The 14,886-nt window shown below is 64.2% G+C and carries 12 protein-coding genes and 1 tRNA gene; 7 read left to right on the top strand and 6 right to left on the bottom strand.

Annotation, left to right across the window (positions count from 1 at the left end):
- Positions 1-115: 115 nt before the first annotated feature.
- The 6 genes from CRO22_RS19325 to rsfS form a co-directional block, all read right to left on the bottom strand.
- Positions 116-2,596, bottom strand: coding sequence for a M10 family metallopeptidase C-terminal domain-containing protein (locus CRO22_RS19325; protein ID WP_176518600.1), 2,481 nt, complete (start codon positions 2,594-2,596; stop codon positions 116-118).
- An 87-nt stretch (positions 2,597-2,683) separates the two neighbouring features.
- Positions 2,684-4,270, bottom strand: a complete 1,587-nt coding sequence (locus tag CRO22_RS08870) for a calcium-binding protein (protein ID WP_141399433.1) — start codon at positions 4,268-4,270, stop codon at positions 2,684-2,686.
- Entirely contained in the window at positions 4,167-5,117 is a 951-nt protein-coding gene (locus CRO22_RS08865) for a lactonase family protein (RefSeq protein ID WP_097069789.1), read from the bottom strand. The genes CRO22_RS08870 and CRO22_RS08865 overlap by 104 nt, the downstream gene beginning before the upstream one ends.
- A 139-nt stretch (positions 5,118-5,256) precedes the next feature.
- Entirely contained in the window at positions 5,257-5,649 is a 393-nt protein-coding gene (locus tag CRO22_RS08860) for a hypothetical protein (protein ID WP_097069788.1), read from the bottom strand.
- Positions 5,650-5,669: 20 nt separating this feature from the next.
- Entirely contained in the window at positions 5,670-6,137 is a 468-nt protein-coding gene (gene rlmH, locus CRO22_RS08855; protein ID WP_097069787.1) for a 23S rRNA (pseudouridine(1915)-N(3))-methyltransferase RlmH, read from the bottom strand.
- 12 nt (positions 6,138-6,149) lie between these two features.
- Positions 6,150-6,512 (bottom strand): ribosome silencing factor, encoded by a 363-nt coding sequence (rsfS, locus tag CRO22_RS08850; RefSeq protein ID WP_245860925.1) that lies wholly within the window; start codon positions 6,510-6,512, stop codon positions 6,150-6,152.
- A 414-nt stretch (positions 6,513-6,926) separates the two neighbouring features.
- Between rsfS and leuC the strand changes: the two genes are divergently transcribed.
- From leuC to CRO22_RS08815, 7 genes are all read left to right on the top strand, one after another.
- Positions 6,927-8,333, top strand: a complete 1,407-nt coding sequence (leuC, locus tag CRO22_RS08845) for a 3-isopropylmalate dehydratase large subunit (protein ID WP_097069786.1) — start codon at positions 6,927-6,929, stop codon at positions 8,331-8,333.
- A gap of 12 nt (positions 8,334-8,345) precedes the next feature.
- Complete coding sequence (gene leuD / locus CRO22_RS08840; RefSeq protein WP_097069785.1) at positions 8,346-8,951, top strand: 3-isopropylmalate dehydratase small subunit; 606 nt, start codon at positions 8,346-8,348, stop codon at positions 8,949-8,951.
- A 267-nt stretch (positions 8,952-9,218) separates the two neighbouring features.
- Complete coding sequence (locus tag CRO22_RS08835) at positions 9,219-10,046, top strand: hypothetical protein (protein WP_176518598.1); 828 nt, start codon at positions 9,219-9,221, stop codon at positions 10,044-10,046.
- An 86-nt stretch (positions 10,047-10,132) separates the two neighbouring features.
- Positions 10,133-11,038: an endonuclease/exonuclease/phosphatase family protein gene (locus tag CRO22_RS08830; RefSeq protein WP_245860924.1), complete on the top strand. Its 906-nt coding sequence runs from the start codon at positions 10,133-10,135 to the stop codon at positions 11,036-11,038.
- A 69-nt stretch (positions 11,039-11,107) separates the two neighbouring features.
- Positions 11,108-12,217: a 3-isopropylmalate dehydrogenase gene (gene leuB, locus CRO22_RS08825; protein WP_097069783.1), complete on the top strand. Its 1,110-nt coding sequence runs from the start codon at positions 11,108-11,110 to the stop codon at positions 12,215-12,217.
- A 109-nt stretch (positions 12,218-12,326) separates the two neighbouring features.
- Positions 12,327-13,298, top strand: coding sequence for a DMT family transporter (locus CRO22_RS08820; protein ID WP_097069782.1), 972 nt, complete (start codon positions 12,327-12,329; stop codon positions 13,296-13,298).
- A gap of 85 nt (positions 13,299-13,383) precedes the next feature.
- Positions 13,384-13,460 (top strand) — tRNA-Pro (locus tag CRO22_RS08815).
- Positions 13,461-14,886 lie beyond the last annotated feature (1,426 nt).

Here is a 14,886-nt window from a genome sequence, read left to right as displayed (position 1 = left end):
CGGGTGGCCATAAACCCGCGTGGATAACGCTATCAGGGCACGCGGTTGATGCCCAAAGTTGCGGGGGCGCCGCAGTGTGGCGCCCCCGGGTTGTGTCCGGACTTTTGGTCACGGTTCACACGAACAGGAAATCGTCCTTCGTCATCGTGTCCACGCCAAGCACGACGATCATCTGGCCGTCGTAGTAGAGCGCGAGAGCGGATTCGCCCTGATAGGTCACCTGCTCGGGCCAGAGCGCATCGACATAGCCCTGCAAGCCGCTGCCGGGCGCGTTCTCGACGCCGAGGAGGCGGATCAAATCGGTGCCCTGCTCAAAATCGGTGAGGATGTCGACATCGCCCGCGTGGCCCTCGTTGAACACGAAGATATCGGACCCCGCTCCGCCGCTCATCGTGTCGTCGCCCTCGCCACCGTTGATGATGTCGTTGCCGTCGCCGCCGTCGATGTCGTCGTCGCGCCCGCCCCCGGCGAGGAAGTCGTCGCCCGTTCCGCCCTGGATCGTGTCGTCGCCTTCGCCGCCCCCGACCGTGTCGTTGCCGGCATCGCCCTGGATCCAGTCGCGCCCGCTGCCGCCGCCCAGCGCGTCGTTGCCGGTGCCGCCCGAGAGAACGTCATTGCCGAAGCTTGCGCCGATCACGTCATTGCCTGCGTCGCCGAGCAGCAGGTCGTCGCCCGCGCCGCCGTTGACCGTGTCGTTGCCATCCGCGCCTCTGACCGTGTCGTTGCCCTGACCACCGCCCATGAAGTCGTTTCCGGCGCCGCCGTTGATCTCGTCGTCGCCGAGGCCGCCGCCGATCAGATCATCGCCATCGTCGCCATCGAGAAGGTCGTTGCCATCGGAGCCGGACAGGTTGTCATTGCCCTCGCCACCCGAAAGCGTGTCGTCGCCGAGGCTGCCGCGCAGCCCGTCATCGCCCGCGCCGCCGCTGAGCAGGTCGTTGCCATAGCCGCCCTGCAACGTGTCGTTTCCGGCGCCGCCGGTCAGGTTCTGGTCGCTGGTCGAGGTGGCATCGCCGAGCGCAAGGCCCGAGTCGCCCGAATTTGGCGCGGTCAGTTCGGCATAGCTGTAGGTGGCATCCTCGAACTGGAAATATTCGACGTTGGAATAGAGATCGGTGCCGTCGGCCGAAACGATCCGGAGCCCGTTCGATTGTACAGAGATGCTGGCGGCAAGGCGGAGGCCGGTGATCACCGCAGTATCGGAGCCAGCGCCGCCGTCAACCGTATCATTGCCTGTGCCTGCATCGATCAGATTGTCTGCGCTGTTGCCGGTAATCACGTCATCGCCCGCACCCGAAAATACATCTTCGATGATCGTCGTGGTGGCGATGCCCATGTTGTTGACATACCCATAGACGTCCGAAAGACTTCCGGGGGTAAGATCAAGCCTCTGGTCTGCAGAGGTCCCGCTCATGTCGAGCGTGTCATGGCCCGCGCTGTCATAGACGGTAAAGGCAATCTCGTATCCGCCATAAACCGAACTGTCGGCCGTGACGCCGTCGAAGACATAAGAAAAGATCTCTCCCAGATAGCCGCCGACAGTGGAATTGGCGCCCCAGACAGTGTTGCCAGTGTAGGCGGTGGAGGCGCCGTAAAGGCTTTGGATCGCGAGGTAATCGGCCATCATCGGGGTGATCACCCCGGGGTCTCCGCCGTCGATCGTGGTGTTTTCGGCAGTGCTGAAATAGGACATGATCGAATAGATCGTGCAATCATTCGCATAGGCATTGCTCACGCCATAGGTCGCTGAACCATCATAGGGGCCGGTATGGCCGAGGCCGAGCGCATGGCCGATCTCATGCACATAGGTCTGGAACGAATAGCTGTCGATCGTGGTGCCATATTCATCGATCCAGCTGCTGCCGATATTGACGCTCGACTGGGTGATGATGCCGGTGTCCGGATAGTAGGATTCGGGCCCGGAGAAGGCGCCGGACTGGTTGTCATCGAAGATGATATCGGCGCTGGCGCTCGTGCTTGTGGTGAAGGTCAGCCCCGTGGCGACCGACCAGGCCTCGAGCGCCCAGAGTGCAAGTTGTTTGCCGGCGGCGGTCAGCCCGCTGATGTTGACGCTGAGCGTGTCGCCGGCGCTCACGTCGAAATGGATCGGCGCGGAAATGCCCCAGTCGAAATTCGCGCTGTAGCTTGCGATCTGCTCGATCGAGAAGACATCGTCGGCGATCTGCATCGTATAGGTGCCGGTCTCGGTGCCGTAGCCGCTGACGGCGACGTAATAGCTGCCGCTCGTGGCCGCGGTGAAATTGATCAGCGAGAACCGGGTATATTCGCTCGCGTCGTCATTGCTGGCGATCAGCGTGCCGTTGGCATTGTAGACCGAGAGCACGGTATCGGTCAGCGCGACACTGTCCCCGCCGGTGCCCCAGACCATGGCAACATAGCTTTCGCCCGCATCAAGGGTGACTTTGAACCAATCCGTGTCGCTGGCGTTCGAGATCGTCCCGTCGATCGTGTCGTCAATGGCCAGCGTGTAGCTGGTGATTGGCGTGGCGGCGGCGTCAGTGGTTTCCGTCAACTCGGCTGCGCGCAGCAAGGGATCTGCCACAAGGGGTTTATCGAGCGCCTCGAATAGAGTCATGTCACACATCCTGGGTAAAACTCCCGTGAGCCTAAACCCGGGGAAGATAGAGGGCAAAGATCAAACCGCGCGCGCGGCCGACAAAGTTCAGACAAAGAGAAAGTCTTTTGCGGACAGATCTGCCTGAACAACGCCTTCGAGCAGGATCTCGTGCCCGTGCCAGATCAGGAGCGTGCCCTGTGCTGCGGCCTCGAATGTGAGCGTGCCGAACCGCCCGCCGCTGGCCGCGGGGGGGATGTCTGCAAGCCGGATCCGGTCGAGCCCGGTCTCGAAATCGGCGATCACGTCATGCTCGCCCGCGGTGAGCAGATTGAACACGAAGAGATCGGCCCCCGCGCCGCCCGCGAGCCAGTCTTCGCCCGTTCCACCATTGAGCGTGTCGGCGCCCTCTCCGCCAGAGAGCCTGTCGTTACGCCCGCCCCCGGCCAGAAAATCGTCGCCGGACTCGCCAAAAAGCGCATCATCCCCCTCGCCGCCGCCCAGCCGGTCATCACCGGACCCGCCCAAAAGCGTGTCGCACCCGGGGCCGCCGCCCAGATCATCCTCTCCGGCGCCGCCATCGACGCGGTCGTTGCCGATGCCGCCCGCGAGCGAATCCGCACCATCGTCACCGAACAGCCGGTCATTGCCCGGCCCGCCGCTGATCGCGTCGTTATCGGCGCCGCCGCTGAGCGAATCCCTGCCCGCGCCGCCGCCGATCGTGTCGTGGCCAGCCTCGCTGAAAACCGTGTCATGGCCTGTGCCGGCGCCGATATTGTCGTTCCCGGCGCCGCCATGAATCACGTCGTCGCCCGCGGCAGAGGCCAGGGAATCATTGCCGTCGCCGCCATCGAGGCTGTCGTTTCCGCCGCGCCCCGCCAGCCAGTCATCACCGCCCTCGCCAAAAAGCCGGTCATCGCCGTTGCCGCCGTCGATCACGTCGCTGCCCGCACCACCGTCCAGGCTGTCGTCGCCATCAGTGCCGGTAAGGTGTAACCCCGGCGTCTCCGGCGATTCCGGAACGGGGTCGGGATCGCTGTGTAAAAGCGGCTGCACCGTGACCTCGAAATGGCTTGTCACGAATGGGATCAGCGCGGCAATATCCTGAAGTGTCAAAGGCTTGCCCGCAGCCGAGCGGAGCACCAGCACTTCGTCGCCGAAGCGCAGCGTGGCGCCGGTTGCGGTGGCGATGTAGAGCGCCTGGCGCGCGGCATAGAACATCGGCCAACCCGAAAGATCGATCCGGTCCTCGCCCGGGGTGACATCGAGGATCGTATCCGTCTGGCCATCCGCGCAGAGCACGAAAATATCGGCCCCGGCGCCCCCCTGCAGCCGGTCGCAGCCCGGCCCGTCGCTCAGAATATCGTTGCCGGCGTCGCCCAGGAGCGTGCCTGATCCGGTGGTGAGGGAGAGCATGTCATCTCCCGCGGTGCCGGTGAGCGTGCCCATGTCTTTCGAACTGACGGCACCGAGAGTTGAGATGTCGAGCGCGATCTGTCCGAGCCCCGCCTCACTGCCCGAGGTGGTGAAAATGCGGATTGCATCGCCCAGCGCGGCGGCGGCGAGCGCCGTCACCCCGTCGAGCACCAGATCATCCGTATCGGCGAGGCTTTCGATCAGCACCAGCCGCCCCTCCGGGGTGAGGCGCAAAAAGAGTGAGCCCGTCATCGCTGCCAGCGGCGAGCACGAAGACATGATCTCCGACGCTGACCACCTCGAGCTTGCTCGCCCCGGCAAAGCGGGTGTGGAGATCGTCGATCATGTGGTCGGTCACGTCGATGCTGCCATCGGCGCCCACTTTCATGACGGTGAGGCTCGAAGAGCCCGCGGCGGCGGTGATCAGAAAGCCTGTCGTGCCGATCGTTGCGCTCGCAAGTGCGGTGACAGTCTGGACCGGCACCGATTCCGTCATCCCGAGGCTGATTTCCGCGCCGAGCGTGCCGCTCGCGTCGAGTGCGAAGCCCGTCACCCCGTGCTCGGAGGCCGAGCCGACGAACAGAAACCGCGCATTGCCCGATTGCACCAGCGCCATATCGGAGACCCGGTCGAGATAGCGCAGCTCGGTATCAGCGACGGTCTGCACAAGGCTGAGCGTGGCCTGCGCGTCGTTCCAGCCATAGACCGTAATCCCCGCACCGGAGACCGGCGCGGCGATCAGAAGCGCCTGACCGCTCCCTTCGGTCGTCAGAAGGCTGGCCGCCTGCGCCTGAAAGGCGGCGGCATCGAGAAAACCGAGCCGGGCGCCCGTGTCGCCCTGTGCCGCGGCCTCTAGCCCGTCGCGGATTGCGGACAGCGAGAGCGCGCCAGCGCTGCCGTTGATGACCGCCGGGATCCGGGTCTCGGTCAGATGCAGCCGCTCATCGGATGCGTTCAGCGCACCACTTGCGCTGAGGCCGAAAATCTCGCTCGCCCCAAAACTGTAATTGGCAACCGTGATCCTTGGTTCGGCAGCGCTACCGCCGATCCAGATCTCCGCCTGTCCGGCCGGCAGGTCCAGCCCGCCTCCGCACAGAGTCCCGATGCCGATCAGACCCGATGCCATGATTTCACTCTTTACCACATCACGTTACCACATCGCGATGAGAACAAAATAGGGGTAAAGGATGGTGACCAGGTTTCAAAATGACGGCGAAACCGGGGCTTTTGTCTGCAAATTGAATCAGATGCCTGGCACCTGGGGATCAGAGCTGCGGCGCGGCCTCGAGCAGACGGTCGATCAGCGCGGCACGCGCGGCAGCATCGAGGGGCGCATCGAAGCGCGCCGTGCCCTGAGCCAAGCCCTCGCCCGCGGCATGGTCGATCCGGGCAACGAAGCGTTGGCGCCCGGCCTCGAGCAACACGAGCGTCAATGCGGTATGGGCGGTTTGCAATCGCACCGCGCGGCCGGGATAACGTGCCGCCACCCGTTCGGCAAAAAGCGCGCAGATCTCCGCGGTCACGGGCTCCTTCGGCCGATCGGCCCGACAGGCAATGGCGAGCGGGGCTGTGTCGCCCCTTTGCGCCTCGGCCGGGGCGGGGAGCGGTGTGGCGATGATCGAGAGACCGGCAAGAAGGGTGACGAGTGGTCTGGCCATGACAGTCTCCGGGCTGCGCCTCAGGCGCGGTGGTAGGGCGTGCCGGCGAGAATCTGCCCGGCGCGGTAAAGCTGTTCGGCAAGCATCACCCGCACCAGCATATGCGGCCAGACCATGCGCCCGAAGCTGAGCGACCAGTCGGCCCGGGCACGCAGGGCGGGCGCAATGCCATCGGCCCCGCCGATCACGAAGGCAAGATCGCGCGCACTGTCTCGCCAGAGGCCGAGCTTCGTGGCGAATTCGGGTGAGGAGACAAGATCGCCACGTTCATCGAGCGTGATGAGAACCGCCCCGCCGGGCAGGGCGCGTTCAAGCAGCGCCGCCTCGGCGTCAATGCCAAGGTTGCGCTTGTCTTCCACCTCGACGATTGAAGCCGGGCCGAGCCCCTGAGCACGGCCCGCCTTGCTGAAGCGGTCGAGATAGTCGGAGATCAGATCAAGCTCCGGCCCCTTGCGCAGCCTGCCCACTGCGCAGATCGTCACCTTCATGGCGGGGCGGGCTCAGACGCGGGCGCCCGTGGGCATCCACATCTTCTCGAGCTGGTAAAATTCGCGCACTTCGGGGCGGAACACATGCACGATCACGTCGGAGGCGTCGATCAGCACCCAGTCGCCCTGATCCTTGCCCTCGATCTTGCAGGTGCGGCCGAACTCTTCCTTCAGCCGTTCCACCAGCTTCTCGGCGATGGCGCCAACCTGCCGCGAGGAGCGGCCCGAGCAGATCACCATGTGATCGGCAATCGAAGACCGGCCGCGCAGGTCGATCGTGACGATATCTTCGGCCTTGTCATCGTCGAGGGAAGCCAGAACGCGCGCCAGAACCTGATCGCTCGTCGTTTCGGCAGTCATCGCGGATGCGGTCATGACTGCCACCGATGCGCCCGAAGAGAGGGGCGCGACAGAGAGTTGAGACAGGACATTGTCCTCCAAGGGCTCACGCGCCGCAAAGACCCCGGCGCCGGGCTGGAGAAAGATTACCATTCGATGCGTCAAATCTCAACCGATCGACGCAGCCCTCGGCGCCGCAGGGCATGTCATGGTTGATGACGCAGGCTGGGCGGGCGACATTTCCTTGCGCGACGAGGGCCGATGCCCTATATCGCGCCCATGATCCGCATTTTCGACATGGATGACCGCGCCCGCCTGCGCGAGCGCTTCTACGGCGAAAGCCGTTCCGTCCTCGCCCGACTTTGATCGTGGCGAAGGGCGTCGACGCCCTGTCTGACCGGCTCACGCCGACCGATCTCTATTCTTCACAGCTATCCAAGTGAGAGAGCCATGTCCGCTCCGAAGACCCTCTATGACAAGATCTGGGATGCCCATGTCGTTTCCGAAGACGCCGATGGCACCTGCCTGCTCTACATCGACCGCCACCTCGTTCATGAGGTGACCTCGCCGCAAGCCTTCGAGGGCCTGCGCCTGACCGGCCGCAAGGTCCGCTGCCCGGAAAAGACCATCGCCGTGCCGGATCATAACGTGCCCACCACCGAGGGCCGCGAGACCCATATCGACAACGAGGAAAGCCGGATTCAGGTCGAGGCGCTCGACAAGAACGCCAAGGATTTCGGCATCAACTACTACCCGGTGACCGATATTCGCCAAGGCATCGTGCATATCGTCGGCCCGGAACAAGGCTGGACGCTGCCGGGGATGACGGTTGTGTGTGGCGACAGCCACACCGCGACGCACGGCGCCTTCGGGGCGCTCGCGCACGGGATCGGCACCTCGGAGGTGGAGCATGTGCTCGCCACCCAGACGCTGATCCAGAAAAAATCGAAAAACATGAAGGTAGAGATCACCGGCAAGCTCAAGCCCGGTGTGACCGCGAAAGACATCACCCTCGCCGTGATCGGCCTCACCGGCACTGCGGGCGGCACCGGCCATGTGATCGAATATTGCGGCGAGGCGATCCGCGCGCTCTCGATGGAAGGCCGGATGACGGTTTGCAACATGGCGATCGAGGGCGGCGCGCGCGCGGGCTTGATCGCACCGGATGAAACCACGTTTGACTATGTGCGTGGCCGTGCCCATGCGCCCAAAGGCGCGCAATGGGAAGCGGCGCTCAATTGGTGGAAGACCCTCTTCACCGATGACGGCGCGCATTTCGACAAGGTCGTGACGATTCGCGGTGAAGACATTGAGCCGGTTGTCACCTGGGGCACCTCGCCCGAGGATGTGCTGCCGATTTCGGCGGTGGTTCCCGCGCCAGAGGATTTCACCGGCGGCAAGGTGGAAGCGGCGAAGCGCGCGCTCGACTACATGGGCCTGACACCGGGCCAGAAGCTCACCGATATCGCCATAGACACCGTGTTCATCGGCTCGTGCACCAACGGGCGGATCGAAGATCTGCGCGCCGCGGCGGAAATCGTGAAAGGCAAGAAGATCAAGGACGGCATGCGCGCGATGGTCGTGCCGGGCTCGGGCCTCGTGCGCCATCAGGCCGAGGAAGAGGGGATCGCGCAGATCTTCATCGACGCGGGCTTTGAATGGCGTCTGGCCGGGTGCTCCATGTGCCTCGCCATGAACCCCGACCAGCTCGGCGAATACGAGCGCTGCGCCTCCACCTCGAACCGCAATTTCGAGGGCCGTCAGGGCTACAAGGGCCGCACCCATCTGGTGAGCCCGGCAATGGCCGCGGCGGCGGCGCTGACCGGGCATCTGACCGATGTTCGCGAGATGATGTAAGGAGCGAGACAGATGGAAAAGTTCACCAAGGTCACCGGCATCGCCGCGCCCATGCCGCTCGTCAACATCGACACCGACATGATCATCCCGAAAGGGTTTTTGAAAACGATCAAGCGCACGGGCCTTGGCGTCCATGCGTTTGACGAAATGCGCTATGACCGGCAGGGCAACGAGAACCCCGATTTCGTGCTCAACAAGCCGCAGTATCGCAAGGCCGAAATTCTCGTCGCGGGCGACAACTTCGGCTGTGGCTCCTCGCGCGAGCATGCGCCCTGGGCGCTGGCGGATTTCGGCATCAAGGTGATTGTCTCGACCTCCTTTGCCGACATCTTCTTCAACAACTCGTTCAAGAACGGGATGCTGCCGATCGTGCTGCCGCAGGCCGAGGTCGATCTTCTGATGGCCGATGCCGAGAAGGGCGCGAATGCGCGGATGACAGTTGATCTTGAGGCGCAGGAGATCACTACCTCGGATGGTCATGTGATCAAGTTCGAGGTCGATCAGTTCAAGAAACATTGCCTGCTCAATGGGCTCGACGACATCGGCCTGACGCTGGAAAAGGTTTCGGCTATTCACGATTTCGAAACAAAATCCGCGCAGAGCCGCCCCTGGGTCTGAACTATCTAGGGGTTCGATACCGCGAGACCACAAGATGTTGAGGCCGCCCACAAGGCGGCCTTATTTTTACTCCAAATTTGATGCAATCAGGCACCACATCAACCCACAAATGGCCTTAAAGGTAAGCGAACCCTATACGAATGATTGCCAGACCAGACGAAATTGGGCAAAACAATGGCACAAACAAGGCAGAACGCCGCAGTCGGCAGGAACGCAAGGCACGGGGGCGGCAGTGTATCGACCCCGGCAGAGGCAAGGGGCAGAACCGTGGTCGCACGCTATCTTGGTGCGCTGATGAGGGCGATTCTCGTCGTCATCGTCATTGCGTTGCCGTCGATGATCCTTCCGTCCGTGAGCGCCGACACCGGGCAGGTGGTGACACTGGTCGCGCTTTTTGCCGCTGCGCTGACGTTTTTCGAATATGCCTCGGTCTATCCCGGCCTTGTCGAGTTTCGCGACGCGCCGCCGTTCAACCGGATCCGCTACGGCGCCCTTCTTGCGATGGTGGGGATGCTCTCGGTGGTGGTGCTGGCGCGATTCGAGCTTTCGACTTTTGCGCAATTCGTCGATGCGCTGGGCGCCGCAATGGCGCGGGTGATCGACATTCCCTACAGCCCGTTGCGGCTTCTGGTGCTGATGCTGCCCAACGACGCTTCGCCCGAACAGGTCACGCTGCTCCGCACGACGGGGGGCGTTGCCTTCATGATCGCGCTTGCGACGCTCGGCTATTTCGTTGGAATGATCCGTGCGCTCGGCTGGCCAATGGGCGGGCAGAGCTTCAACGTCTGGGTCAACCTGCCCACTTTTGACCCGACTGCGGGTGGCGATGTGGTCGAACGCCTGCGCCGCGATGCTTGGTTCAACATTGCGCTGGGCACGCTTTTGCCGTTCCTTGTTCCGGCGGTGATCAAGCTGGGCTCCGCCGGTTTCGCGCCGGTTTCGCTCGAGGCGCCGCAGACGCTGATCTGGACGGTAACGGCATGGGCCTTTCTTCCCACGAGCCTTTTCATGCGCGGCATCGCCATCGGGCGGGTGGCCGAGATGATCGCGCAAAAACGCCGCGCCGCGGAAGGGGGCGCGCTGCAACCGGTCTGATTGTTGCGCTCGCGCTGCCTGCGGGCGCGGAAGAACTGCGACTCGCGACCTATTCCCCCGCGCTCTCTCGCCCCGGCCCCGGGCTGATGCTTGCCGCGATTGCAGGCGGCGCCGATGCGCAGGTTGAGGCCGCGCTCGATATCATTGCGCGCGCCGATCCGGATGTGCTCCTGCTTACCGATCTCGACTGGGATTACCGGGCGGAGGCGCTTTTGGCCCTCTGCGCACGGCTGCGCGCAAAGGGCTTGGATTACAGCCATTTTTTTGCGGCACAGCCGAATACCGGCATCGACTCCGGTTTGGACCTGGATGGCAACGGTCGGGTCGGCGAGGCGCGCGACGCGCAGGGCTACGGCCGGTTCACCGGCCAGCACGGCATGGCGCTGGTGTCGAAACTGCCGATCGGAGCCACGCAGGACTTCTCCGGCTTTCTCTGGGGGGATCTGCCGGAAAGCCGGATCGCGAGCGCGGACCTGCCCGAAGGGGCAGAAACGGCGCTGCGCCTCTCGTCCACTGCACATTGGGACGTGACGGTAAAAACTGCCGCCGGGCAGCTGCATCTCTGGGCCTTTGCGGCGACGCCTCCCGTTTTCGACGGGCCGGAAGACCGCAACGGACGGCGCAATGCCGACGAGATCGGCTTCTGGCGGCACTATCTCGACGGCGCCTTGGCCGAGCGGCCCGCCGCCGCCCCCTTCGTGCTGATCGGAAAGGCCAACCTCGACCCAGATCGCGGCGCGGGGCGGCGCACGGCGATGCGCGATCTGCTCGAAGATCCCCGGTTTCAGGATGCCGCGCCCACCGGCCCCGGCGCGCCCGAAGCGGCGCCGCTAGCCACCGCGGATTTCGGCGGCTCTGTTGGCCCCTTGCGGCTCGATTACATCCTTCCCGCGGCGGGGATCAAGGTCACCGGCGCGGGGGTGATCTGGTCCGAAACCGCCGCGCGGGCTTCCGATCACCGGCTTGTTTTCCTCGATCTGGCGCTCCCCTGAGGGCCGTGCTTGACCCCGCCTCCCCCCTCGGCTAGGCCGCTTGCAACCCTTTTTCCTCTGGAGAAGATCATGGCCAATCCTTCCATTCTCATCCTCGCCGGCGACGGCATCGGCCCCGAAGTCATGGCCGAAGTGAAGAAGATCATCACTTGGTATGGCGAGAAGCGCGATCTCGTCTTTGACGTGAGCGAAGACCTTGTGGGCGGTGCCGCCTATGACGTGCACGGCGTGCCGCTGGCGGATGAAACCATGGCGAAGGCGCAGGAAGTCGATGCGGTGATGCTCGGCGCCGTGGGCGGGCCGAAATACGACGTGCTCGACTTTTCGGTGAAGCCCGAGCGCGGCCTGTTGCGCCTGCGCAAGGAGATGGACCTTTACGCCAACCTCCGCCCCGCGCAATGTTTTGACGCGCTCGCCGATTTCTCCTCGCTGAAAAAGGATGTGGTGGCCGGGCTCGACATCATGATCGTGCGCGAGCTGACCTCGGGCGTCTATTTCGGCCAGCCGCGCGGCATCACCACGCTGGAAGATGGCTCGCGCGTGGGCATCAACACCCAGCATTACACCACCGAAGAGATCCGCCGCGTGGCCCGCTCGGCCTTTGAACTGGCGAAGCGGCGGGGCAACAAGGTCTGCTCGATGGAGAAGGCCAATGTGATGGAATCGGGCATCCTGTGGCGCGAGGAAGTGCAGTGGGTGCATGACAACGAATACCCCGAAGTCGAACTGAGCCACATGTTCGCCGACAACGGCGCGATGCAGCTCGTGCGCTGGCCCAAGCAGTTCGATGTGATCCTGACCGACAACCTCTTTGGCGACATCCTTTCCGACTGCGCCGCGATGCTGACCGGATCGCTCGGCATGCTGCCCTCGGCCTCGCTCGGCGCGCCGATGGCGAATGGTCGCCCGAAGGCGATGTACGAGCCCGTGCACGGCTCGGCCCCTGACATTGCGGGGCAGGGCAAGGCCAACCCGATCGCCTGCATCCTGAGCTTCGCCATGGCGCTGCGCTACAGCTTCGATCTGGGCGACGAGGCGACCCGGCTCGAAAAGGCGGTCGAGAAGGTTCTGGCCGATGGCGTGCGCACGGCCGACCTGATGGGCCCCGAGGGTGGCACGCCGGTCTCGACCGCCGAGATGGGCGACAAGATCCGCGCCGCGCTCGACGCGAGCCTCTGACCCGACTGCGTTCTGACGGGCGCGGGAGGCGAAAGCCTCCCGCGCTTTTGCTTTGCCGCTTGCCGCCGTGCCCCGGCGCCGCATATGCATGGCCCTGCAGGAGGCTGCGATGGTCGGTAAGCAGAATGCAAAAGGCGCCCTTTTGGGGCTGGCGGCCATGGCGGTCTATGCCGCGCATGACGTGGTGGTGAAGGTGCTCGGTGCTGGCTATTCGGCGGTGCAGATCCTGTTCTTCGCTGCGCTTCTGAGCTTTCCGGTGCTGACCGTGATCCTGCTGCGGGACCGCAGTGAGGCCAGCCTGCGCCCGGTGCGCCCCGGGTGGGTGCTCGTGCGGGCCGTTGCCACCGTCGTCAACGGCGTGGCGGCCTTCTACGCCTTCGGGCATTTGCCGCTGGCGCAGGTCTATCCGCTCCTTTTTGCGATGCCGCTTCTGGTCACGGTGATGTCGATCCCGATTCTGGGCGAGAAGGTCGGCTGGCACCGCTGGGCGGCCGTGATCATCGGCCTTGCGGGCGTGCTTATCGTGGTGCGCCCCGGGCAGGCGGAGCTGCAGCTGGGCCATCTTGCAGCGCTCCTTTCGGCGATGGGGGGCGCGCTCGCCTCGGTGATCGTGCGCAAGATCGGTCAGGAGGAACGCTCGCTGGTGCTCTTGCTGTCGCCGCTTCTGGGCAATGTGGTGGCGATGGGGCTGGCGCTGCCGCTCGTCTGGGTGCCGCTTGAACTCCCGGCGCTCGGGTTGATGGGGGTGGTGGCGCTCTTCGGGCTGACCGGCGCCTTTCTTTCGATCCTCGCCTATCGGACCGGCGAGGCGGTGATCGTCGCGCCGATGCAATATTCGCAGATCCTCTGGGCGGTGTTTTATGGCTGGGTGTTCTTTCATGAGCGGGTCGATGCGGTGACGCTGCTGGGGGCCAGTGTCGTGATCGGCTCGGGGCTCTACATCGTCTGGCGCGAAAGCACCGGGGCGACGTCGCGTTTCAAGCCGGTTCTGGCAAGTCGCGGGCGCAGCGAAACCGCCACCACGCCGCGCCCTTCGATTCTGCAACGCGCGCTCAATATCGGCGGTCGCGGAGGGCGCTGAGCGGGGCGCCGAAACGTCGCGGCAGGAAAGCGCACGAATCCCCCTTGCAAATGTCGGCGCGGTTCGGTAACTCGCCCCTCACGGTCGGAGCGTAGCGCAGCCTGGTAGCGCACCTGCTTCGGGAGCAGGGGGTCGGAGGTTCGAATCCTCTCGCTCCGACCAATTTTCCCCCAAATTAGAATCGCTTAGCGGAATCCCCTTCCGGGGCAGTCAGCGATATGACCTGTTCAGTAAGCCGTTAGTAAGCAGCCGAGGCAGGTCCGAACGGTGAATCGCTCTCGAAAGCGCCCCCGCAACCCATGCTGCGAGGGCGCCTGCCGTTGCGAGCGGCAAAGGAGGTCCGCTGACGGCTGCGGTCGTTGGATTAACGAGGGACGAACCGCTGTGCCTCGCGCGGGTGGCAAGGCCGCGTGCTGTGGCGTGCCGTCCTTTGGCGCCGCAGCTAGGGTGTCCGTCGCCGCCCACGGGGCGGCAGCTTACAGTCGTCGCACATCCTGACCCTGACCACATCGTCAGACCAAAATGGTGCGGCGCATCTCATGCAGACCCGCCAGCCAACACGGCGCACCACACGCGGCGGCTTGCAGTCAAGGTCCAGCACGGGTTCGCGGCGCTTGCCGCCATCCCACGCCCTTGCCTTCCAGGCAGGAGCAGCGAACCCGTACTCGTTGGGGCGCGGCGGTGCTGGCGCTACAGCGCTGGCCTCGTGCTTGCCGCCACCTACCCCCTGAACCGGGGCGACTCGCGGCTGTGCGGGCGGCTGTGCCGGGCACCGCTGCGCGGTCGTGCCCCGCCTCCATGCAGCTAACCACGCAGGCTCGATCACCTCGCCATTTGCCACGTTCCGTCCTCCTCCCACCGAGCGAGGCAGTCGATGGGAAAGTCCTGCGCGAGGTGAGCCTCCTTCTGGCCTCGGCGATCTGTCATGCCTGTCCCTCATCACCGCAGAACAAGCTGCCGCTGTCCGGAAGCTCAGCGTTGAGGTCATCGAACCGATAGAAGCACGAACACGTCTTGGATGTAGCGAGGGGACATTTGCCAGCATTCTGAAAGCCGGTTTGGTCCGCCCTTTCCAGGAAGCCTGCCAGTTGCGTTGGTATTTCAGGCAAGATGTCCGCGCCCTCATTGACCGCATTCTGGAACTGCCCGTGGAGATGTTTCTGACGACAGCTTTTCCCTGACAACTGCCGCACAGGCTTCCAAGCGTTCGATAGGTGAACTTCTTCGAATGCTGGTGAGCCATGAAGTGCCGGTGATGCGCCTCGGAAACGGTGAGCCACTGCTGGCGAGCGTTGTGCTCACTCGAAAAACGGTTTCAGATCTCTGTCCGTCCCACGGGGGGCGCGGGATCCTTCGGTCCGAGGCTGCGAAAACGCTTGGTGTGTCGGACAGGACCGTTGCCCGGCGGCTGCGTCTCAGCCAGCTTGAGTCGCTGGAAGAACGTCATCCGATGACAGGGGGCACCTTCTTTACGGTGAACAGGGCCAGCCTAGCAGGTTGCTGAAATAGTCAGGCGACGAGAAGGATCTTCCGTGATCGGGAGTTTCTGCGGCTGCGTGTCCCTCCGGGCCGCCACGCTTCCGCGTCA

It is taken from the genome of Rhodobacter maris (assembly GCF_900217815.1).
GTDB lineage: Bacteria > Pseudomonadota > Alphaproteobacteria > Rhodobacterales > Rhodobacteraceae > Rhodobacter > Rhodobacter maris.
The sequence above is the reverse complement of the archived record's forward strand: the minus strand, read 5'-3'. Positions and strand labels throughout refer to the sequence as shown.